The organism is Runella sp. MFBS21 (assembly GCF_029433105.1).
Classification (GTDB): domain Bacteria; phylum Bacteroidota; class Bacteroidia; order Cytophagales; family Spirosomataceae; genus Runella.
Genome location: NZ_JARNTW010000013.1, coordinates 117,268 through 139,652 on the forward strand (window position 1 = coordinate 117,268; position 22,385 = coordinate 139,652).

17 protein-coding genes are annotated in these 22,385 nt (G+C 42.0%); 9 read left to right on the plus strand and 8 right to left on the minus strand.

The features are described from left to right. Positions 1-17 precede the first annotated feature (17 nt). Positions 18-3,173 carry an efflux RND transporter permease subunit gene (locus tag P1X15_RS21785; RefSeq protein ID WP_277340256.1) on the plus strand — a complete coding sequence of 1,052 codons (3,156 nt, stop codon included), beginning with the start codon at positions 18-20 and terminating at the stop codon, positions 3,171-3,173. On the opposite strand, the gene P1X15_RS21790 is transcribed toward P1X15_RS21785, so the two are convergent. Beyond that, entirely contained in the window at positions 3,170-3,562 is a 393-nt protein-coding gene (locus P1X15_RS21790; protein WP_277340257.1) for a helix-turn-helix domain-containing protein, read from the minus strand. The two genes, P1X15_RS21785 and P1X15_RS21790, sit on opposite strands and share 4 nt — an antisense overlap. A 6-nt stretch (positions 3,563-3,568) precedes the next feature. Further along, on the minus strand, positions 3,569-3,862 hold the full coding sequence (locus P1X15_RS21795) for a type II toxin-antitoxin system HigB family toxin (protein WP_277340258.1): 294 nt from the start codon (positions 3,860-3,862) through the stop codon (positions 3,569-3,571). Positions 3,863-4,040: 178 nt separating this feature from the next. On the opposite strand from P1X15_RS21795, the gene P1X15_RS21800 reads away from it, so the two are divergent. Beyond that, a complete protein-coding gene (locus tag P1X15_RS21800; protein ID WP_277340259.1) occupies positions 4,041-6,086 on the plus strand; it encodes a heavy metal translocating P-type ATPase in 2,046 nt (681 codons plus the stop codon). 151 nt (positions 6,087-6,237) lie between these two features. On the opposite strand, the gene P1X15_RS21805 is transcribed toward P1X15_RS21800, so the two are convergent. From P1X15_RS21805 to P1X15_RS21815, 3 genes are all read right to left on the minus strand, one after another. After that, positions 6,238-7,347: an efflux RND transporter periplasmic adaptor subunit gene (locus P1X15_RS21805; RefSeq protein WP_277340260.1), complete on the minus strand. Its 1,110-nt coding sequence runs from the start codon at positions 7,345-7,347 to the stop codon at positions 6,238-6,240. A 116-nt stretch (positions 7,348-7,463) separates the two neighbouring features. Beyond that, positions 7,464-10,637: an efflux RND transporter permease subunit gene (locus P1X15_RS21810; protein WP_277340261.1), complete on the minus strand. Its 3,174-nt coding sequence runs from the start codon at positions 10,635-10,637 to the stop codon at positions 7,464-7,466. A 38-nt stretch (positions 10,638-10,675) separates the two neighbouring features. Beyond that, positions 10,676-12,049 carry a TolC family protein gene (locus P1X15_RS21815; RefSeq protein ID WP_277340262.1) on the minus strand — a complete coding sequence of 458 codons (1,374 nt, stop codon included), beginning with the start codon at positions 12,047-12,049 and terminating at the stop codon, positions 10,676-10,678. 173 nt (positions 12,050-12,222) lie between these two features. Here P1X15_RS21815 and P1X15_RS21820 point away from each other — a divergent pair, with 173 nt between their 5' ends. The 7 genes from P1X15_RS21820 to P1X15_RS21850 all read left to right on the plus strand — a co-directional run bounded on the left by P1X15_RS21820 (position 12,223) and on the right by P1X15_RS21850 (position 18,359). Then, a complete protein-coding gene (locus P1X15_RS21820; RefSeq protein WP_277340263.1) occupies positions 12,223-12,900 on the plus strand; it encodes a response regulator transcription factor in 678 nt (225 codons plus the stop codon). Then, positions 12,897-14,276 (plus strand): HAMP domain-containing sensor histidine kinase, encoded by a 1,380-nt coding sequence (locus tag P1X15_RS21825; protein ID WP_277340264.1) that lies wholly within the window; start codon positions 12,897-12,899, stop codon positions 14,274-14,276. Before P1X15_RS21820 ends, P1X15_RS21825 begins: the two co-directional genes overlap by 4 nt. 646 nt (positions 14,277-14,922) lie before the next feature. After that, on the plus strand, positions 14,923-15,306 hold the full coding sequence (locus P1X15_RS21830) for a hypothetical protein (protein WP_277340265.1): 384 nt from the start codon (positions 14,923-14,925) through the stop codon (positions 15,304-15,306). Positions 15,307-15,326: 20 nt separating this feature from the next. Continuing rightward, positions 15,327-15,734 (plus strand): DUF3244 domain-containing protein, encoded by a 408-nt coding sequence (locus P1X15_RS21835; protein ID WP_157585148.1) that lies wholly within the window; start codon positions 15,327-15,329, stop codon positions 15,732-15,734. Between the two features lie 120 nt (positions 15,735-15,854). Then, positions 15,855-16,247, plus strand: coding sequence for a T9SS type A sorting domain-containing protein (locus tag P1X15_RS21840; RefSeq protein WP_277340266.1), 393 nt, complete (start codon positions 15,855-15,857; stop codon positions 16,245-16,247). Between the two features lie 349 nt (positions 16,248-16,596). Then, on the plus strand, positions 16,597-17,592 hold the full coding sequence (locus P1X15_RS21845; RefSeq protein WP_277340267.1) for a sensor histidine kinase: 996 nt from the start codon (positions 16,597-16,599) through the stop codon (positions 17,590-17,592). Between the two features lie 8 nt (positions 17,593-17,600). Further along, positions 17,601-18,359 carry a LytTR family DNA-binding domain-containing protein gene (locus P1X15_RS21850; protein ID WP_277340268.1) on the plus strand — a complete coding sequence of 253 codons (759 nt, stop codon included), beginning with the start codon at positions 17,601-17,603 and terminating at the stop codon, positions 18,357-18,359. 105 nt (positions 18,360-18,464) lie between these two features. Here the strand turns inward: P1X15_RS21850 and P1X15_RS21855 are convergent, their stop codons facing one another. The 3 genes from P1X15_RS21855 to P1X15_RS21865 form a co-directional block, all read right to left on the minus strand. After that, the gene (locus P1X15_RS21855; protein ID WP_277340269.1) at positions 18,465-19,547 is read right to left on the minus strand and encodes a hypothetical protein; all 1,083 of its coding nucleotides are present in this window, start codon (positions 19,545-19,547) and stop codon (positions 18,465-18,467) included. 91 nt (positions 19,548-19,638) lie between these two features. Then, entirely contained in the window at positions 19,639-20,718 is a 1,080-nt protein-coding gene (gene fbaA, locus P1X15_RS21860) for a class II fructose-bisphosphate aldolase (protein WP_277340270.1), read from the minus strand. Between the two features lie 126 nt (positions 20,719-20,844). Beyond that, on the minus strand, positions 20,845-22,218 hold the full coding sequence (locus P1X15_RS21865; protein WP_277340271.1) for a dipeptidase: 1,374 nt from the start codon (positions 22,216-22,218) through the stop codon (positions 20,845-20,847). Positions 22,219-22,385: the final 167 nt, after the last annotated feature.

Sequence of the window (22,385 nt, forward strand, 5' to 3'; positions counted from 1 at the left end):
TATCAGAAAATATAAAAATGCTTGATAAAATCATTCGATTTTCGCTGCACAATCGGCTGATTGTGTTGGCGGCAGCAGCCATTTTGCTGGTTGCTGGTACCTATATGGCGCTACGTATTCCGATCGACGTACTGCCCGATTTGAATCGTACCCGAGTCACTATTTTTTTAGAATCAAACGGCCTCGCGCCCGAAGAAATCGAGACCCAAGTGGTACTTCCTGTAGAGACAGCCCTCAATGGCGCACCGGGCGTGGAAGCCGTGCGGAGTAGCTCGGCGATTGGACTAGGTATGGTGTATGTCGAATTTGACTGGAATACCGACATCTATCGCGCTAGGCAATTGGTGGCCGAAAGGCTCCAAACCGTTTCGTTACCAACAGGTATCACACCTATCATGGGGCCAATCACGTCGGTGATGGGGCAGTTTATGTACATTGGTCTTAGTGCCGATAAGACCACCACTCCGGCTGAATTGCGCACCTTGGCTGATTTTACAATACGTCGTAGATTGCTCACTATCAAGGGGGTATCTCAAGTAATACCCATAGGAGGAGAGCGTTTACAGTACCAAGTACAGGTATCAAGTGCCAAGCTCAAACAATTTGGGGTAGGACTTGACGAAGTCGAAAAAGCCCTCGGGCAAGCCACTCGCAATACCACTGGGAACTTTTATTATGAATACGGCACCGAAGTCTTGATTCGAAATGTGGGACGGGCGGAGTCGCTAGACGACTTGGGTAATACAGTAATCACAAGCCGCAACGGACAGCCTATACTGCTAAAACAAGTGGCTGAAGTGAAGTTTGGCGCGGCTTTCAAACGGGGAGACGGTAGTATCAATGGAAAGCCCGCCGTAATCATGGCTGTCGAAAAGCAGCCTGGCGCCAATACTGTGGCACTTACCAATGCAATAGAAAAAGCCTGTGTAGAATTACAGCAAGCGTTACCCAAAGATGTAAAACTGAATCCTAAGATTTTTCAGCAAAAAAACTTCATCGAAAACTCCATCAACAATGTCGTTGAGGCGTTACGAGATGGCTTTATACTGGTAGTGATTATTTTGTTTTTGTTTTTGATGAATCTACGTACCACCGTTATTACCCTTACGGCTATTCCGTTGTCATTGGTGATTACGGCTATTATTTTTCAACTGCTTCATGTTTCTATCAATACCCTTACCTTGGGAGGATTAGCGATTGCGATTGGAGAGTTGGTAGATGATGCGATTGTGGATGTTGAAAATGTTTTTCGTCGATTGCGCGAAAACAAAACTTTAGGTAGCCCTAAGTCTACATTACGAGTGGTGTACGAAGCAAGCTCTGAAGTTCGGAATTCGATTGTATATGCCACTATCATTGTGGTATTGGTTTTTGTACCCTTGTTTTTCATGGAGGGCATCGAAGGTCGCATTTTTGCGCCTTTAGGCATCGCTTACATTACTTCTATCACGGCGTCGTTGTTTGTATCCCTAACGGTCACGCCTGTACTATGTAGCTATTTGTTAGGAAGTAAAAAGCAACAAACTCATCATAAAGGTTTTTGGGCCAATTTCTTAGGCGCTGAAGGGCATCAAGAAGATACGAAAATCGTGCGTTGGCTCAAGAAACAAGATACTAGGCTTTTAGATTGGGCTTTACAACGTCCTAAGTCTATCATAGGGGCGGCAGTTTTGATGATTGTGGTTTCAATAGGAGCAATTCCTTTTTTTGGCACAGAATTTTTACCTCCTTTCAATGAAGGTTCTTTTACTATCAACCTCATTGCACCGCCTGGTACGTCTTTAGAAGAGTCTAATCGGATTGGGACATTGGCCGAAAAGCTTATGTTGCAAGTGCCAGAGGTCGAGTATGCGAGCCGTCGAACTGGGCGAGCCGAGCTAGACGAGCACGTGGAGCCGGTGAGTCGTTCGGAAATTGAGGTTGAACTCAAACCTAACATTGAGCGGAATCGTGATGAAATTATTGCTGAGATTCGTAAAAAACTCTCGGTCATCAAAGGTGTAAATATTAGTGTAGGCCAACCGATTTCGCACCGAATTGAACACTTATTATCGGGGGTACAGGCACAAATAGCCCTAAAACTCTATGGCAACGACCTTACCGAATTGAGAAGTAAAGCGGGCGAAATCAAAAATGTAATGCAAGGAGTAGAAGGTATTACCGATCTCAATATAGAGCGACAAGTGATGGTACCTCAACTGTTGATTAGGGTAAAGCGCGATGCTCTCCAACGCTATGGGCTGCAAGCGGGCAAAGTGGCGGAAGAATTGGAGGTGTTTTATAATGGTAAAGTAACGGGACAGATATATGACGGACAAAAATCTTTTGATATTCTGATTCGTGCCAATGAGCAAGAACGTTCGAATTTAGAGGCAATTCGCAATACCCAAATCAGCACTCCCGACGGAACGCTCGTGCCGCTGGAGCAGATTGCGGACATTGAGCAGACGGTGACTGTCAACCAAGTAATGCACGAAAATACCCAACGACGAATGGTGATTTCGGCCAATGTCCAAGGGCGCGATTTGGGAAGTGTGGTTGACGAAATCAAGAAAAAAGTGGGTCAGTTGCAACTTCCAGCGGGTTATTATGTGGTGTATTCGGGCTTGATAGAGAGTCAGTCGTCGGCTACGCAGTTGATTGGACTTTTGAGCATTTTTTCCATTTTAAGCATCTATTTAGTTCTCTTTACGCATTTCAAATCTCACCATATTGTACTGCAAATCATGCTAAATGTACCTTTAGCACTTGTAGGAAGTGTAGTGGCGGTAAGTCTTACAGGGGGAGTGTTTTCGGTGGCTACATTGGTCGGGTTTATCACGCTGACAGGCATTGCGAGTCGCAATGGTATCATGATGATTTCGCATTATATTCATCTTGTCGAAAATGAAGGCGAGGTTTTTGGAAAAGCCATGATTGTCCGTGGCTCGTTGGAGCGGCTTGTGCCAGTATTGATGACCGCCTTGGTGGCGGCATTGGCTTTGATTCCACTGACGCTCGACCCCCAAGCGGCTGGCAAAGAGATTCTCTATCCCGTGGCTACGGTGATTTTAGGAGGGTTAATTTCCAGTACATTGCTAGATATGATTGTTACCCCCGTCGTATTTTACGCCTTTGGGAAAAGAGCCTTAGAAACCTACTTTAGCGAAAAACGTAGGGTGAAGGAGTTTTAGCTATGCTCTAAAATAAAGGCGGGATCAATTGACAACTTTTTATAGAGGCGTTTTGCTAAGTCCATGTTGACTCGCCGTTTTCCTGACATAACTTCTGAAAGACGAGTAGGCGTGATATTTAGCAAATGTGCCAAATCCTTTTGTTTCAGTTTCATCTGATACATTTTTAGAGATAGCATTTCGGGGAGTGACTGTGGAGATTGGACTACAATAGGGGCTAAAGGAATACGGTCTTCATATTGCTCTGCAGCAATTGAAAGTGTTTGTAATTCAGCCACTTCGTTTGGAGAGAGATTAGCAAAGCCACCCAACGAAGTTGCTTTTTTTAGAAAATATTCAATACGGTTCATGGTGGTTTCGTATTGAGTTTCATTTGTGATTGTACTCATCGCTAACTAAATAATTGTTACATCAATTTTATTATATTCAGCATGAGAGCCTATAAAACGAATGTAAACGGTACGGATATCAAAGAAAATCATAGCAACTAGCCTATATTGATTCCCCATGATATTGAATACATAACGGTCATTCCCTACAAAGTCAACTGAATTAAAAGTTTGTTTTATGTGTAGAAAATTTCCCCAATCAGCATTTTTCGTTTTATCATACCACTCGTTTAGTGCTTCGATTGTTTCTGCATGCTTTGTGCCAAAACTGTTTGTGATAGTTTTACTAATGATTACCATGAAAACAAAAAAGTATATCTTTTGAATAGTTCATATGCTTAAAATAAAGACTGTTTCATGTTTTTCATAAGTAATGCAAAAAGAGAATAAAATTACACTTTTCAAAATTTAATTTTGATTTATGTATGAAGAGGAATTGAGTTTTTTGTTGTAAAAATTTGTAAATCAATGTGGTATTATGGAACATCAGCACATTTATGATGCCCAAGGCAAGCAGCTTTGTTGTCTTCAGGAAGAAAAAATATATACTAAAGCAGGAGCAAAAGAATTACTCAGAAATGATACTTGCTGCACTATACATCAGCATGACGAACACCATGATGATGAGGGTCATGACCATGATCATTCGTCTGCAAACCAAACGACTTTCCAGATGTTTTTGCCGTCTGTGATTTCCTTAGTCTTGTTGTTGATAGGCATTGCTTTTGACAATTGGATGGTACAAAGTTGGTTTACGGGCTGGATACGTATCATCTGGTATTTAGTAGCCTATGCTCCGGTTGGATTTCCAGTGATAAAAGAAGCCTTTGAAAGTATAACCAAAGGTGAGGTTTTCTCGGAATTTTTCTTGATGACCATCGCTACAGTCGGGGCCTTTGCGATTCAAGAGTATCCAGAAGGAGTGGCAGTAATGCTTTTTTACGCCGTTGGAGAAGTATTCCAAACCTTGGCCGTTAAGCGTGCCAAAGGTAACATCAAAGCCTTGCTAGATCAGCGCCCCGACGAAGTTACGTTGGTGATGGACAATCGTCAAAATCAAATTGTAAAAGCCGAATTCGTAGAAATTGGCGCTGTTGTTCAGCTCAAAGCAGGAGAAAAGCTGGCTTTGGATGGCGTACTTCTTTCTGAAAACGCATCTTTCAATACGGCTGCTTTGACGGGAGAAAGCAAACCCGATACTAAAACCAAAGGAGAGGGCGTACTTGCTGGCATGATAAATCTCAACGGAGTAGCTCAAGTAAAAGTCACTACAGCCTACAAGGATAGTAAATTGAGTCGTATCCTCGAATTGGTACAAAACGCTACTGCCCAAAAAGCCCCCACTGAGCTTTTTATTCGCAAGTTTGCTAAAATATATACTCCTATTGTGGTGGGGCTGGCGTTAGGTATTTGTTTGTTGCCTTACTTTTTTGTGGACACCTATGAGTTCAAAACATGGTTGTATCGTTCCTTGATTTTCTTAGTGATTTCATGTCCTTGTGCATTGGTTATTTCTATCCCGTTGGGGTATTTTGGGGGAATAGGCGCCGCCTCGCGCAATGGCATTTTGTTTAAGGGTAGTAGCTTTTTAGACCTCATCGCCAACATTCAAAACGTAGTAATGGACAAAACTGGCACCCTGACTAAAGGAGTCTTTAAAGTACAGGAAGTTGTTTTTAAGGAAGGAGTTGATAAAATAAAAATGCTTCAAATGGTCAATGCTTTAGAAAGCAAAAGCACCCACCCAGTAGCTACTGCGATTCATCACTATGTGGGGGCTGTGGATGCATCTGTCCCAATTCAGGAGGTAGAAGAAATAGCGGGACATGGCCTAAAAGCCATCATTGAAGGCAATGAATTGTTGGTTGGTAATTTTAAATTGATGGATAAGTTTGGGATTCAGTATGATGTAGATCCTCAAAGTGTTGTTGATACGCTCATTGCAGTGGCTTTCAATAAAGCGTTTGTGGGCTATTTGACGATTGCCGACGAAATCAAAGAAGATGCTTCTTCTGCGATAAATGCGCTAAAAAAATTGGGAGTGCAAGTGACGATGTTGAGCGGTGATAAAGATACTGTAGTAAAGGCCGTAGCTCAGAAACTCGCCATTCAACAGGCTTTTGGAGATTTGTTGCCCGAAGATAAAGTAAACAAAGTAAAGGCCCTTAAAGGCCAAAATGAAACCGTCGCTTTTGTGGGAGATGGTGTAAACGATGCCCCAGTGATAGCTCTAAGTGATGTGGGCATTGCAATGGGAGGTTTGGGAAGTGATGCCACCATCGAAACCGCCGACATTGTTATTCAGGATGATGCACCTTCCAAAATCCCGATGGCTATTCATATCGGCAGACAAACCAAACGCATTGTGTGGCAAAATATCAGTTTGGCATTTGGCGTGAAAGCGATTGTGTTGATATTAGGGGCAGGTGGCCTCGCAACGATGTGGGAGGCTGTTTTTGCCGATGTAGGAGTCGCCTTATTGGCTATCTTGAATGCTTATCGGATACAAGGACTAAAAGTGTAGGAAATAAAATAATTATAATGTTTTGGTAGTGAGTGTGTTATTTTTTTGGGATAAATAAAAGAAATATGGTGGGGGCTATTAAAATTATTCATGTAATAGTCCCCACAAATCAATCCTATAATGAACCATCTTTTCATGAATGAGCTAGGGATTATTGGACTAAGGTTCCTTCTTTGAGATCATCTCTCGGATTGAGCAGAATCTTATCGTCGGCATTGAGATTTCCAAAAACTTCGGTGAGCTCGCCCGATTGTTGGCCTTTCCTTACATCTACAAATTGAGCGCGCCCGTCTGTAACTCGAATAATATACTGTCGTTCGGTAGAGGCAATGACGGCCGATGAAGGTACACTGAAGGCATTGGGAGTGCCTTCAGTGGAGAGAATTACTTCTGCAAACATACCGGGCTTGAATTTGCCAGCGTTGTTTGGGACGTCAATTTCGACAGTTTCGGACCTAAACTTTTCATTCATGTTACTAGCTCGTCGGCTGATTTTTTCACGGAAAGTTTGATTCGGAAGGGTATTTACCGAAAACGATACAACATCTCCCTTTTTTAGGCTCATGGCGTACGTTTCGGGCACATCTATGACCAGACGAAGAGGGTTTTGCTGTTGTAACACCATCATAGGTCCTTCCATTTTTGCCCCTAATCCTACCAATGCTCCGGGGTGCACATTCCGCTCAGTAATGATACCATCAAAAGGGGCCGTAACGGTGAGGTAAGATTTGATTTTGGTCAAGGCACGTAGATTGGCTTCTTCTCCAAGTAGGGAGGCGCTATCGGCCATCATGCGGGCGTGAGCTGTTTCCAAATCTAAGGCCGAAACCGAGCCAGGTACTTTACTGCTAGATTTGAGTCGGCGGTAGTGCTCTTTGCTTGCTACGAGCAAGGCATTGGCTTTAAGGGTGTTAGAGCGGGCTGCTACGAGTCTTTCTTCTGATTCGGGAGAGTCAAGAATCATCAATACTTGGCCTTTGCGTACGACAGAGCCTCTATCGACCAGTACTTGTTCCACAAACCCATCTGCTTTTGGATAAATATTTACCTCTTGGAAAGCCTTAAATTCGGCAGGGAGCTGAACCATTTGTCCCACTTTTTGGCGAGAGGGTGTCCCAATTTCGAAATTAATTTTGGGCTTATCTTTTTTTGTAGACTTTTTACGAGCTACCTCGTCTGACTCAGAAGAAGTACAATGAATAAGAGTAGGGATTAGCAACATTGCAGCTACCACACTATAAATGCTTTCAGAGATTCTCATGTGATTTAAGTAATTGAGAAAAGTTTTTGGGTATTTTAAGTCACTAAACATTCTGATTTTGAGTAAATAATCTCAAGAAGTGAAGCGCCATTAACTATTAAAATATGTTTTAGAGCTTAATGAGCTAATTGATGATTTTGGCTGATTTCGTCTTTGGAGTCTTGCGTAGAATCGGGCAACAATGAAGGGTCTTGGAAAGTAGTTTTTCCTTGCAACCATACATATACTTGAGGTACGATATACAACGCAGCTAAGGTAGAAGCTATAAGCCCCCCGATCACCGCCCTACCTAAGGGCGCAACTTGCTCGCCTGCTTCGCCCGTACCTAAGGCCATCGGAATCATGCCAGCAATCATGGCGAAGCTAGTCATCAATACAGGTCGTAGCCGAATCCCTGCGCTATCGATAGCCGCCCGATAAGCATCACGGTATTCCCAACGGAGTTGTTCGGCATTGGTAACTATCAAAATGGCATTGGCCACAGAGATACCCACCGACATGATGATACCCATGTAAGACTGTAAGTTGAGGGTACTGCCTGTTAATAAAAGAAGCCCAAGCGCTCCCACAATCACCGCCGGAATCGTAGAAAGCACCACCAACGAAAGTTTGAAAGATTGGTAATTGGCCGCTAGTAGCAGGAAAATCACCAAAATAGCGATACCTAAGCCTGTTTGTAAGCTATTGAGGGTTTCGGTCAACAACGAAGACATTCCCTTGATTTGGGTGACTACACCTGCTGGCAATTCGCCCGCATTTGATACTACTTTCTCTACGGCAGTGGTAGCACTCCCTAAGTCTTTGTGGTGGACATTGGCGGAGACGGTCAAAAAACGCCGTGGGCCTGTGCGCGAATATTCTCCTGGCGACATTTCTAAAGCAAAAGTGGCCACATCCGACAACACGGGCCTGACTTGTCCCGCTACAAGGGGGATTTCTTGTAACTCAGATAAGCTACTCATAGCGTGTTCAGGGATTTGGACTTGTACCTGATACGTATAAGAGGAGTTACGGTCGAGCCATTGGTTTTTTTCGGTAAATCGGCTGGAGGAGGTTGAGGCAGTGATGGAGCGAGCCACTTGCTGTAAAGTGAGTCCCATCATGGCCAATTTATAACGATCCAAATTGATTTTGATCACTGGGAAATTGAGGGGTTGTACAATCCTCACATCCCTCAAAAAAGGCACTTCCGATAGACCCTCCACGAGGTTTTGGGCATAGCCTTCAATTTGCTTCATATTGCGCCCTGCTACCTGAACCTCAATAGGGGTATTAGCTCCTTGACTCATTAGTTTTTCGGTGAGGTCGGCAGGTTCAAAGGAGATGGCTAGGTCTGGCATTTTTTCATGAACTGCTGTGCGTAGGCGTTCCTTGAAATCTTGCATATTGGTGTGATACTCTTTCTCAAGAGCTACTTTGATGACTGCATCGTTGGTACCAGTGGTACTTACATAGAGATTGGTAGTAGCATAGTTGGTCGGCACTACCCCTACATAGGCTGATGATACGGCTAGGTTGCCACCTGATATTTCATCTACGAGCGACAACAATTCACCGACTTTTTCTTCAGTTCGCTCCAGACGTGTACCGTCGGGAGTTTTCATTCTGATAACGAGCTGTCCAGAGTTGATTTGGGGTAAAATATCTTTCCCAATATACCAAAATCCTATTCCTGCTAAACTTAAAATAACCACCAGATAGGCGCTGACAATGAGCTTGTTAGATTTTAGAAGTGTTTTGCTCTGAGTAATGAACTTGTGGCGAATTTTGTCAAAAAAAGTAGGCTTATCCGTAACTTCTTTTGGCGTATGTTTGTGGCTTGTCATAAACCAATTGGCCATGATAGGCACCAAACTTTGGGCCAAAAAATAGGAGACCGTCATCGCAAATCCGATGGATAAGGATAAAGGCAAAAACATCGCTTTAGGCACTCCCGACATCATAAAAGAAGGAGCAAAAACTGCTAGAATACAAAACAAAATCAAGAGCAAAGGAAGAGCCACTTCTCGACAAGCATCATAAACGGCTTGATTTTTGGGCTTGCCCATTTCGATATGTTGGTGGATATTTTCGATAGTCACGGTAGCTTGATCTACCAAAATTCCAATCGCCAACGATAGCCCCGATAGGGTCATGATATTGATGGTCTGACCTGCCAAATTGAGCAAAAACACGCCAGTGATGATAGAGACTGGAATCGTGATAATCACAATGAGGGAACTACGCCAATCGCCCAAAAATAAAAATACCATCAATCCCGTAAGGATAGCTCCCAAAGCTCCCTCAAAAATCAGACTCTTGACGGCATTGATGACAAAGATAGATTGGTCAAACTCATACGAAACCTCAATATCATCGGGCAGTAAACTGCGCATTTCGGGAAGCTTGGCTTTCAAACGGCTCACCACATCCCAAGTAGAGGCGTCAGCGGTTTTGACGACGGGGATATAAGAAGAGCGACTGCCATTGACGAGTGCGTATCCTGTAGTGACATCGGAGCCATCCGACACGGTAGCTACATCTTTTAAAAAGATATTGCGACTTCCTTTGGTACTAATCGAAATCCGATTGAAATCTTCTACTTTTTCTTCTAGCGAATTGAGCGTCGTAATATACGTTTTGTTTTCGACCCTGATGTTGCCTGAGGGAGTCATCACGTTGTTGGCGGCGAGGGCTTCTACCACTTCATCGGGCGATACATTCAGGCTACGGATTTTGTAAGGGTCTAGATTGATAACTACGGTGCGGGAGTTGGTACCAATAGGTGGCGGGGCAGTAAGGCCCGGAATGGTCGAAAACAAGGGTCTAATCCGTGTAACGGCCAACTCATGGATTTCTTTTAAGGCGCGGGTTTTACTACTAAACACCAAATCGCCAATTGGTACAGAGGAGGCGTCGTACCGCACTACTTGAGGTGGCAGAGCACCCGGCGGGAAAAATTTCATGGCACGATTGACCTGAATCGCGACTTCGGCGGCAGCTTGCGCCATATCTGAGCCTTCATAAAAAGCCAGTTTTACAATAGTAAGCCCCTGAACGCTTTTGCTTTGAATCTCTTTAATACCCGATATATATAAAAATTGGTCTTGCATGCGGGTAGCAAAAAAACCTTCCATTTGGGCAGGCGACATTCCTCCATAAGGCTCAATCACATAAATAACGGGGGAATTAAGCCTGGGAAAAATATCTATCGGAATGCGAGTCGCCGACAAAATTGAAAAAATAATGACGCCCCCAATCAACACTAAAGATGAAATAGGACGCTTTAAAGATGTGGACAAAAGCGACATGTTAGCCTTGGATTAAAATTGCGACGGAATACATTCGTTTAGTGCCTAAACAGCGTAAAAAAAGATTCGAAATCATTGGTAGCATATGCTCTTTGTAAGTATACTCTGATAGCTCTACTTTGAGTGACGATATAGTCTTTTTCGACACTACGCAATACTTGTACGGCATCGGTAAGCCCCAAGATATTTTCTAAGCCATTGTTGTATCGTGATAAACGCTGATTGTAAGCAGCATTGGCAGCTTGCAAAGCGCGTGGTAGTTCTTGCAGTTCGAGTTTTAAAACTGATAAAACAGAATCGGCGGTTATTTGAGCATTTTGGAGATTGAGGCGTTCATTGGCCAGTAAGCTTTTGGTTTCTTTGACGCGATACTCTTGTAGTTGAATTCGATGATTAGCGCGTCGAAAATCCGTCAAATTGACCGTAAAAGCCGCTCCCACTAGCACATTGGCCTTGCTATATATGAGGCCTGGCATGAGGGGGCCATAGTTGTTTTCGACGTCGATGCTGGAGCCGCGTGTCCAAGCTGCTGTCAGTAGTGATAATCTCGGCAATGCAGATTTGTGTAAAAGAGAGATTTCGGCAGATTGTTTTCGAGCCACAGCTTCATGATAACGGAGAAGAGGATGCTCTGAAAGTAGCCCAATAGATGGGGAAGCTGTGAAGTTGGTTAAGCTAAATGTAGTATCTATTTTGATTTTATCAGCAGGATGACCTGTCAATGTTGAAAGTTGAATTAAAGCTTGCTGATATTGTTCATATACTTGCCAATACGACATTTTGGCTTTTGAAACTTGGACTCTTACCAATGAAGAATCTAAGCCTGGCTTGATACCATTGCGCACCAAGTTGGTAATAATACGATTGATAGTATCAATCCGAGCAATATTCATTTGCTCAATATTGAGATGTTGTTTAAGCCATAGTAAGTCTAAATAGGTATTGATAACAGCTTGACGAAGTCCAAATTTTGCTCGCTCAAGGTCAGACTCGCCTACCGCAATGTCGGTCTGAGCGAGTTGTTGTTCGGCTTCAAATCTCCCAAAATTATAAACCTCCCAATCCATTGAGGCAAGGGCGATATTGCCAGAGGCTAGGTCGGCACGGTTTTCGGAGCGTCTTCCGCCTGACGTAGGTACAATCAACCCCAACGAAAAATAAGAGCCAGAGATGCCGTTGGCTGTGCCGATGTTGATTTGGTCATGAAGACGCACATTGGGCAAGCGATTGTCTCTTACTACGGTCGTATTTGCCTTATTGGCTTCTAAAGCCGCTTGTTTGGCTTGAAGGGTGGGATAGTGAGCGAAGGAAGCCTCTATTGCATCTTGGATGGTCAATACTTGGGAGATGCTTTTTAATGAATTACAAAAAAGAAAAATAAATAAAAACAAACAACGCGTGTTCAGACCCATAATATATCTAAAAGGTTGGAGCTAATGTGTGGGGAAAATTCGTTGTTCAAAATAACCACTCACCTCATTAAAGGCTTATTAGTAAGTTATTAGAATTTAATTAGAAATCATTCGGAGTGGATAAATTGGTTACTTTAGTACGCCATTTAGAAAAAGGAATCATTTAAGTTGCTATGAATGTGTTACTTGTAGAAGATGACGTCGAATTAGCCCAGTTTATCCAAAAAGGTTTACAATCGGAGGGTATCTCTTTAACAATCGCTTTTGATGGAGTGATTGGACGGAGTTTGGTCAATGAGCATCGCTTTGATGTGGTTATTTTAGATGTCAATATTCCAGGTCTCAACGGGTATGATTTGTGTCGTTTTGTAAAACATAACTGGCCCTCTATTCCAGTTATTTTGTTAACAGCCCTTGGAAGTCTTGACAGCAAAGTGCTTGGTTTTGAATCGGGTGCGGATGACTATCTGACGAAGCCCTTTGCGTTTAAAGAGCTGGTATTTAGACTTAAAGCTTTGGCACGGCGCTATTCATCTCGGCCCTTACTTCCTCAGCGCCTGAAGCTATTAGATTTGGAGCTAGATACACAGTCGCATCAAGTATGGAGAGCGGGGCAGCGTATCAATCTTACCGCTCGTGAGTATGCGTTGTTAGAATATTTACTAGTTAACCAAGGACGAGTAGTAAGCCGAGTAAATATCCAAGAAAATGTGTGGGATGTGCATTTCAATACCAATACCAACGTAGTGGATGTTTATATCAATTATTTACGCAGAAAAATTGATACAGTAGAGCCAAAACTCGTCCATACGATTTTTGGGGTTGGATATATGCTTGGGGCTGAACCATGAACATTAAGAAAAAAATTACGATTGGTTTTGGGCTGCTTGTGGCTACTATTTTGCTGCTATTTTCTCTCTTTATATTTGAAGGTTACGAGTCTTATCGCCGTTCTTTGATGCGCATGCGCTTACAAAAACGCGCATTAGCGGCCCAAGCTTATTTTCATAATCGTAATGAGTTTCAGCAGTCGAGTTATCTTTTTTTGCCCGAACAAGAAGAACTCATTTATGATGCTGACTTTAAACTATTATACTCTTCTTTGACCAAAGGCGGCTATATTCCTTCTAAAGAATTACTTAAAGAAGCTCTGCACGATGAAGTGTATTTTACTTATTCGAGTGGTACATGGGAATACCCCAAAGAGGGCGTAGCGCGGTCGTTTAGTTACCGTCAACAAAAATACGTGGCAGTCGTCATGGCGTATGATCTCACAGGACGCCAAACGAGCCGAAACTTGTTCGCGATTTTGATAGGAGGCAACCTTCTGGCTTTGGCAGTGATTGTGGCAGTAGGGTTTTTCTTTTCTCATCGTGCGATGGCACCTTTTGACCAGCTCATTGCCCAAATCAATACTGCTACGGTCAATGATTTTTCGTTTCGATTGGTTTATAAATCATCCTCTTCTGATGAAGCCGCCTATCTTGCCGATTCTTTTAATCAGCTCTTGGCTCGTCTCCAAAAACTTGCTCGTAGTCACGAACATTTTATTGGCTATGCTTCGCACGAAATCCGCACTCCTCTTACGGTAGTAAAAGGGATGCTGGAAACAAGCCTTGCTTATGACTCTACTTTAGAGACTACCCGCGAAAGTATCGAAAAAGCCCTGTATCGATTGGAAGGGGCTATTGAGTTGGCCAATTCGTTGTTGCAACTAACCGAAGTCGAAGGCTTGAATTCAAATCAACTCTTGGAAGATATCAATTTGGTAGATACCGTTTTTGATACAGTAGGCTATTTTCAAGAGAAGTATCCTCTTCAAAAAATCAATTTACAATTTACCGATACTTTTACGGAGAGTAGCTCGGCAGTCAAGGTCATCGGAAATACGATATTGTTGCGCACTGCACTTATCAATATCATCGACAATGCTTGCAAATATTCCGACTTTCGACCTGTACAAGTAGAAGTAAGGTATCAGCCAAAGTGGGTAGTGATTGATGTCATTGATGATGGAATAGGCATCCCTTCAGAGCAATTATCTCAGGTTTTTTTGCCGATGATGAGGGCCGGAAATGTAGGAACTGTGAAGGGAGCAGGTTTAGGACTTACTTTGGCTGAAAAAATTGTGGGTATTCATCAAGGGTATCTTCAAATCCATTCGATTGCTGAAAAAGGGACGACTGTTTCTATTGGCTTGCCTGCATTATTGCTGGACAGCAAATGAAACCTTAAACAATATTCTTTCCATAACTAGCTTCATTTCATTACGGCTTGAAAGATATTTAGTGCGTTTCATCCCTTAAAAAAGATGATTTAACACTTTTTTGTTTTTTGATGCAACTTCCCAAACTACTTTTGCATCATTAGATTGAATAACCAGCCAAAGTAGTTCTTTCAAATAGGTTTGATTCAAGGCCATTGTCCGATATTATGGATTAAAATGTTCGATTTCGGACATTTTTTAAGATAGTAAATTTTTGTAAATTGTTTATTGTCAGAGAGTTGAAGTTTTTTGTAGTACTGGCACAGCATTTGAATTAAATATATTGAAAACAATTTGTAACCTTTTTTGAAAGCAGCAGTATTCACTAACAGCCATCTAAAAACATTTTTCTTACAGCCATGAAAACAATACTTTCTCATACCAATTTCCTTCATCATCCAAGTAGTTAATAGCCAAAACCGTTCATCCCATTTAAGTACCACTCATGTACTTTGTATTGCATAGTACCGTTTAAAACAAGCATCTTTGTAACGTCAATTAAGACACACAGCCATAAACAAATATTTAAAGAAGTACCGATTACCAACAGCCACGAAACAATTTTTAATCAATAATTACAGCCAAACAATTTAAACAGCAAAAAACCATGAAAACTTTCATCACCACCCTCGCCTGCGCTTTAGCTCTTACTTCATCAGTAGCATTTGCTTCGGATCCTACAGAAGACAAAAAAGCGAAACCCCTTCAAGTAGGAGTATTTGCGACCAAAGAAGCCAAAATCCAGATGGCCGTTCGTAAAGGAACCTCAGAAAAAGCGATTATCACGATTCGCGATGCCAAAAACAATCTATTGCATGAAGAAGTAATCAGCAAAAAAGCCGACAAATTTGACGGTCGCTTCGATGTAAGTGCTTTAGGTGAAGGAGATTACACGCTCGAAATTACGTCTGGTAACGAAAAAATCCAGAAAAAAGTGAGCATCAAAACACCACAAGAGGAAACCACTTATCGTACCGTTAAATTAAACTAAAAAAAGCTGCCATTACTGTCATGAAAGTGTCAATGAAAATGTTTGTAGGGATGCTGGCACTCGTTTCAAGTAGCGCTTTTGCCAACCCCTCCGAAGGGAAAAAGCCTCACGCATCACCCGTAGAAAATCGCCCAGCTGTTACATTTGAAACAAGCGCCTATGTTACAAAAGATGCTTCTATCAAATTAGCAGTTAAGAAAAATGCCCCTGAAAGGGTATTTATCACCCTCCGCAACGCCAACAATACGATTATTTATCGTGAAACAATCAACAAAAACGATATGTCGTATGCGGCCAAAATCAACGTAGATGAACTAAGAGATGGAGCGTATAAATTGGAGATTGCCACGAAAAATGACCGTGTAATCAAAAAACTCAATTTATCTTCTCCCAAACCAGAATCGGAAAGAGTAATCACCGTATTGTAAAATACGCTCACTAAGCTTTAAGTAAATAAGCATCAAACTTATAAAGTCTTAGCCCCATTAATTTTGTAATTTCTTTTTTATAACAGCCAATTTAAAACACCGCCACTGCGGACCAAAATCATGAAAACCATCATCAAATCAATCGCTTGCGCTTTAGCGCTTACTACTTCTGTGGCTTTTGCCAGCAATGTTGAAGAAAAAACGACCGACAATCGTCCAGTTCCTACTTTTGAGAGCAGCACTTTTGTCACTGCTGATGCCAACATTAGAGTAGCTATCAAGAAAAATGCCGCCGAAAAAGTATATATTTTGTTGAAAAGCACCGACGGACAAGTGATTTTTAGCGAAACTATTTCTAAAAAATCAATGGCCTACGCCGCAAAAATCAATGTAAATGATTTGGCAGATGGTGTCTATCAATTAGAAATCTCGGCTGGCAAAGAGCGTGTGGTGAAGCAATTGAATCTTGCCTCTAAAAAAATAGAAGTAGAGCGTAAAGTAACGGTTCAATAATTATATAAAAGCTAATTGTCAAAAATTCAGGCTTTTGGGCCTGTTTCGTAAAATGATTTCTCCTTGGAAGAGAGCAGCACCGCTGCTCTCTTTTTTTGCTATTCACTCCTTGGTTTGGAGGTTTCATCGGTTTCTTATAGTCATCAAGTCAATAAAGCGCTATTTTTGAATTCAGAAAACAATAAATGATAGCTCTTGACTTTTAACTAAGCAAAATTAATTGATACACTAAGTGTTATATTGTAACCCTAGCCTTTAGGCTGGGGCCGGCAAATAAGAAGGATATAACGAGGGCTAAAGCCCTTCCTTTCTAAATCACTATTTCTCTTTACGTAGGCTCTTTTGATTGATGAAAATTCAACTAAACCGCACTGACATATGGACGTGGCTTGCTACGTCTTTGTTGATATTATTGCTTAACACCAACTTCAAAACGGGAGTTATTAGGTGGGATTGGGTGATTAGTATTACTCTTTCTGCTTTCGTGATTGGGCAAGCACAGAGTTTTTTGATTCCTCGCCTCATGCAAAAAGCTACCAATTGGACTGTTCAGAAAACCATTGGGGGTTATGTTGTGATTACGGCTATTGTGTCAATCATAACGAGTGTGGTAGTGATGGTAATAATGCAATGGAGAGAAGAAAAAACATACGGAATAGGTTCGTATGTATCGACTTCGATGATTTATATGCTCATGACCTTTGCGTTTACGTCAGTATACGTAATAGAGCAAATCATCAATCGGTGGCAGACTTCCCTTCTCAAGGAGCAGCAGCTCAGTCAGGCGCTTCTGAAGGCCGAATACGATACCTTGAAAAATCAAGTGAATCCTCATTTTTTGTTTAATTCGTTGAATATCTTGAGTGCGCTTATTCCTGAAGATCCCCAAAATGCCGTCAATTTGGTGGAAAGGCTCTCGAAGGTATTTCGCTACAATCTTCAAAACAACGAAAAAGTAACAGTCGAACTAAGTACCGAAATCAAAATCGTAGAGGCTTATTTGTTTATTCATAAAATGAGATTTGGAGACAATCTTTCTTACGAGCTAGATGAGCAAGCTAAAATCGCCTCGCGACATATTGTGACTCAAGGATTGCTTACTCTGGTGGAAAATGCTCTTAAACACAACGAATGTTCGAGCGAAAAACCGCTGCATATTGTCATAAAACTCACCGATGCGGGGGTGGCGGTTAGCAACAGTTTTCAGCCCAAAAACAAACAATTTTTGGAATCAACAGGTTTGGGACTAAGCAATCTCAAAAAACGATATGAGTTACTTACTCCTTTAAAACTGAGCATAAGTCAAAACGCAGATTTTTTTGAAGTAACAATTCCGTTGATATAATAATTTTTATGAAAATCTTAATTCTTGAAGATGAGCCTTTGGCGGCCAAACGTATCGAATCTTTGGTAAAATCTGTAGAACCCTCAGGGGAGATTTTGGCAAAAATTGAAAGTGTAAGAGGTGCCGTAAAATGGCTAAGCGAAAATCCTCAGCCTGACTTGATATTGATGGATATTCAATTGGCCGATGGCCTTTCTTTTGAGATATTTACGCAAGTTGATGTAAAGGCTCCCATTATTTTTACGACTGCCTATGACGAGTATGCTATTCGTGCTTTCAAGGTCAATAGCGTGGATTATCTATTAAAACCCATTGATGTAGACGAACTACAAACGGCTATTCTCAAACTAAAGTCTCAGCAGAAAAGCAATGATTTGCAAACCAATATTGGAAAGGCACTTGAAGCATTTATGAGCCCACGTTCAGACTGGAAAACTCGTTTTTTGCTCAAATCAGGCACTCGTTTTGAAGTAGTAGAGGTAGCGGACGTAGTTTATCTTTTTGCGGAAGACAAAATAGTATTTTTAGTTAACTCCGAGCAAAAAAAATACTTTGTGGACGAAACACTTGATGACTTAGAGGAAAAACTTAATCCTAGGGATTTTTTTAGAATCAATCGTAAATACTTAGCAAGTATTGGAGCAATAGAGCGAATCGAACCTCATTTTAACGGTCGCCTTAAAATCAAGCTACGACATCGCGACGACGATGAAATCTACGTGAGTCGAGAAAAGGCAGAGTCTTTTAAAAAATGGCTAGATACTTAATAAACGCTATGGTTGATAGAGTATTTGAAAGTGAGTTTTCTAGGAGTTAACGTTGATTATCAATAAATTACGTGTATTTTTTGGATTTAAAAACTACCAGATTGGTTAATTAGTAACCTGATTTTTGCTCCACCAATTAAACTCATAGGGCATAGAAATCGTTTTTTTTAGATAGTTTACCATATCAGCAGGATTCGGGGTTTGATATAGCTTCTCTACCACGCGCATCACATCAGTATGGTGCATAGAGGCATCAAAATCAGGGGCAAGTGTCATCTGAATGTCTCTAAAAGGAACATATATTTCCAATTTGTCGCAGATATACATCTCATTTTCGGGATCATATGCTACCACTCTACCGTCTGGTAGCATCAGTAAAAGGGGGCAATGAAATAGCTGCTCATAGAGTGAATTGAAATAATGCCATCCAAAAAACAAATAAATCTTACGCTGAAAAGCAATGCCTGCTGATTGTAATTGTGTTTCAAGGACTGCCGTTTGAACTTTGATGTGGTCAGCACAATTAGGTTGAGTATGAGGGTCTATATTGCGAAGCCATCGTTTGGTGTCCCAATCATACACTTCGGATTTACCCAATCTTAGTTTGTAGTCATAGATAGAAGGTCGCTCATGCACGTATCCCGGATAATACCACATACGGTCGGTAGATTTGGCATATTCTATTTCCAAAAGCATAGTATACATTCCTAAGCTATAAGAAGCATAACCGGGGTCAAACAGCCCTAGCAGACTCATAAGGCTGCTTTCACCTTGATCAAAATAACTCACCGCAATCAGGCGGTCTTCGTCATATACGTTGATTTCGTAAGTATCAAAACGGGGGGTAAGTACCAAAAATTCTTCAAGCGAATTGCTCAAAAAACTTCTAAAGCGGCGTTGATGTAAGTGAAATAATTCTTCTTTTTCGCGCGTGATTGTCGCCTTGCGAATTTCGTGCCGAAAAATTTTTTTGTTGCGATTGTCTAGTTTTCTTAGCCTCTTAGAAAGGGTATGTTCTGATAATTTTAGGCGGATGTTGATAGGGGAGCAAATGTCGTTATCAAAACAAGTTACTTTCGCTCTAAAGAGCATATTTACAGTCCGAAACCAACCTGAAGCTAAGTATCTATCAAGTCGTTTAGGGGAAAGATGATGCGGTAAATAATACTGTAGTATAGGGTCGTTCATGGACTAAAAATAAATGAAATTTGGGGAAAGTAAAAAAGCGGTGAAAAATAAATTTCAACCGCTTTTTTAGTACAAAAATCAAGCCATAAAACTATACCAATCTGTTAAGGCAGTTTAAGTCTTCAAAGGCAACAGTAAGACGTTGTACCATGCTTTCTTCGCCTTTTCTGAGCCATACACGAGGGTCATAATATTTTTTGTTGGGAGAATCATCACCTTCAGGGTTACCCAATTGGGATTGCAAATATCCCTCTTTGTCTTTGTAGTATTTCAACACCCCTTCCCAAGTAGACCACTGCATATCAGTGTCGATGTTCATTTTGATAGCGCCATATTGGATAGCTTCGCGGATTTCTTCGCGGCTACTACCCGAACCACCATGAAATACGAAGTTGACAGGAAGAGGACCTGTACCGAATTTTTCTTGGATATAATCCTGAGAGTTTTTCAAGATGATAGGCTGTAGCTTCACGTTGCCAGGCTTATACACACCATGTACGTTTCCAAACGCGGCGGCTATCGTAAAGCGGTCAGAGATTTTGCTAAGCTCTTCATAAGCATACGCTACTTCGGCGGGTTGGGTATATAGTTTTGAGCTATCTACGTCGGAGTTGTCTACGCCATCTTCTTCGCCACCGGTTACGCCTAGTTCAATTTCGAGGGTCATGCCTATTTTGGCCATACGCTCAAAATATTTGGCACAGATTTCGATATTTTCTTCGATAGGTTCTTCCGAAAGGTCGAGCATATGTGAGCTGAAGAGAGGCTTGCCATGTTGGTCATAAAATTTTTCACCTGCCTCAAGCAATCCGTCTATCCAAGGAAGTAATTTTTTGGCACAGTGGTCGGTATGCAAAATCACCGGAATTCCGTACAAAGCGGCCATTTGATGAACGTGCATTGCTCCTGAAATAGAACCCGCAATCGCGGCTTGCTGATTGGCATTAGAGAGGCTTTTGCCAGCATAAAAGATACCACCTCCGTTGGAGAACTGAATGATAACAGGAGAATTAACCTTCTTGGCAGTTTCTAGTACTGCATTGACAGAGTTGGTTCCGACGACGTTGACTGCTGGAAGAGCATAGTCATTTTGATTGGCATGACGAAAGATTTCGCTTACGCCTTCTCCAGTTACGACTCCAGCTTTAAATAGAGTGTTGGTCTCGCTCATGATTAAATAGTCTTTTTTAAAGAAATGTTTGACTTTTACGGTGGGTTTCCGTTTGTCTTTTAATTGACAGTGCAAAGTAGAGAAATTTTAGGGAAAATTGTTGATTTTCACCTCAATCAATCTTCACTACGCACCCTGACTTTTTAGGTGAGCATAATGCTTGAAAAACAAAGGAATTGTTTCAATACCTTTATAAAAATTGAACAATCCGTAGCTTTCGTTGGGTGAGTGAAGAGCGTCTATATCAAGCCCAAAGCCCATCAAGATAGATTTGAGACCCAGTTCTTGTTCAAACAAGGCCACAATCGGAATACTTCCTCCGCCACGAGTAGGCACAGGCTGCTTGCCTTCCCAGGCTTCTTTCATTGCCAACTCAGCAGCGCGGTATTCAACCGAATCCACAGGAGTGACGTAGGGAAGTCCTCCGTGGTGGGGTTTCACTACCACTTTGACCGAAGGAGGGGCGATAGACAAAAAGTGTTGGGTAAAAAGCTCCAGAATTTCGTCGTTGTTTTGGTCAGGAACGAGACGCATGCTGATTTTGGCGTAGGCTTTTGAAGGCAATACTGTTTTGGCCCCTTCACCTATGTAGCCACCCCATATTCCGTTGACATCGAGGGTCGGGCGAATACCCGTGCGCTCAATCGTGGTATATCCTGCTTCCCCTTCGATTTCGTTGATGGCCAGATCACGCTTGTATTCTTCTAAATCAAAAGGTGCTTCATTGATAGAAGCGCGCTCTTCGGTACTCAGTTGTTGTACTTTATCATAAAACCCTGGAATGGTAATATGGTTGTTTTCATCTTTGAGGGATGCAATCATCTCGCAGAGCACATTGATAGGATTGGCTACTGCTCCGCCATATACGCCCGAGTGCAAGTCGCGGTTGGCACCTGTTACTTCTACTTCGAGATAAGTGAGTCCGCGTAAGCCTACTTCAATTGAGGGGGTGTCGTTGGCGATGATGCTGGTATCCGAGATCAAAATCACGTCGGCTTTTAGTTTCTCTTTGTTGGCACGCACAAACTCCCCTAAATGGTCGGATCCAACTTCTTCTTCTCCCTCAATCATAACCTTGACATTGCACGGCAACGACCCGGTCGCTACCATGGTTTCGAGTGCTTTGATGTGCATATAAAACTGCCCTTTGTCATCGCAAGAGCCACGAGCATAAATCCTTTCGTTGCGAATGGTAGGCTCAAAAGGTGGCGTTTCCCAAAGTTCATAAGGATCGGCAGGCTGCACATCATAATGCCCATATACCAACACAGTAGGTAAGGTGGGATCGATGATTTTTTCGCCATAAACCACAGGGTGACCAGGCGTTTCGTGAATTTCGGCTAGGTCGGCGCCTGCTTTTAGGATAGATTCCTTTACTGCCTCAGCGCAGCGGCGTACATCGTCTTTGAATTTGGGGTCGGCACTGACGGAAGGGATACGCAGTAAGTCAAAGAGTTCGCTTAAGAATCTATCTTTGTTTTGCTCAATGTATGTTTTCATCTGGTTGGAACAATTAGATACAAAAGATTTATGTTTTGTTGAATCCGTAGGCCCCAAAGTTAAGGGTGTTCGGGGATTTTAACACTTTATGTTGAGCAAAAATGTAAGGACTGAAGAAAGAAAAGTTAAAACCCCAATAACCAAGTAGGCCGCAATTTTGCGGCCTA

Coding starts and splice junctions, on each gene's coding strand:
- P1X15_RS21785 (WP_277340256.1), top strand. CDS start 18: ATGCTTGATAAAATCATTCGATTTTCGCTGCACAATCGGCTGATTGTG.
- P1X15_RS21790 (WP_277340257.1), bottom strand. CDS start 3,562: ATGAGTACAATCACAAATGAAACTCAATACGAAACCACCATGAACCGT.
- P1X15_RS21795 (WP_277340258.1), bottom strand. CDS start 3,862: ATGGTAATCATTAGTAAAACTATCACAAACAGTTTTGGCACAAAGCAT.
- P1X15_RS21800 (WP_277340259.1), top strand. CDS start 4,041: ATGGAACATCAGCACATTTATGATGCCCAAGGCAAGCAGCTTTGTTGT.
- P1X15_RS21805 (WP_277340260.1), bottom strand. CDS start 7,347: ATGAGAATCTCTGAAAGCATTTATAGTGTGGTAGCTGCAATGTTGCTA.
- P1X15_RS21810 (WP_277340261.1), bottom strand. CDS start 10,637: ATGTCGCTTTTGTCCACATCTTTAAAGCGTCCTATTTCATCTTTAGTG.
- P1X15_RS21815 (WP_277340262.1), bottom strand. CDS start 12,049: ATGGGTCTGAACACGCGTTGTTTGTTTTTATTTATTTTTCTTTTTTGT.
- P1X15_RS21820 (WP_277340263.1), top strand. CDS start 12,223: ATGAATGTGTTACTTGTAGAAGATGACGTCGAATTAGCCCAGTTTATC.
- P1X15_RS21825 (WP_277340264.1), top strand. CDS start 12,897: ATGAACATTAAGAAAAAAATTACGATTGGTTTTGGGCTGCTTGTGGCT.
- P1X15_RS21830 (WP_277340265.1), top strand. CDS start 14,923: ATGAAAACTTTCATCACCACCCTCGCCTGCGCTTTAGCTCTTACTTCA.
- P1X15_RS21835 (WP_157585148.1), top strand. CDS start 15,327: ATGAAAGTGTCAATGAAAATGTTTGTAGGGATGCTGGCACTCGTTTCA.
- P1X15_RS21840 (WP_277340266.1), top strand. CDS start 15,855: ATGAAAACCATCATCAAATCAATCGCTTGCGCTTTAGCGCTTACTACT.
- P1X15_RS21845 (WP_277340267.1), top strand. CDS start 16,597: ATGAAAATTCAACTAAACCGCACTGACATATGGACGTGGCTTGCTACG.
- P1X15_RS21850 (WP_277340268.1), top strand. CDS start 17,601: ATGAAAATCTTAATTCTTGAAGATGAGCCTTTGGCGGCCAAACGTATC.
- P1X15_RS21855 (WP_277340269.1), bottom strand. CDS start 19,547: ATGAACGACCCTATACTACAGTATTATTTACCGCATCATCTTTCCCCT.
- fbaA (WP_277340270.1), bottom strand. CDS start 20,718: ATGAGCGAGACCAACACTCTATTTAAAGCTGGAGTCGTAACTGGAGAA.
- P1X15_RS21865 (WP_277340271.1), bottom strand. CDS start 22,218: ATGAAAACATACATTGAGCAAAACAAAGATAGATTCTTAAGCGAACTC.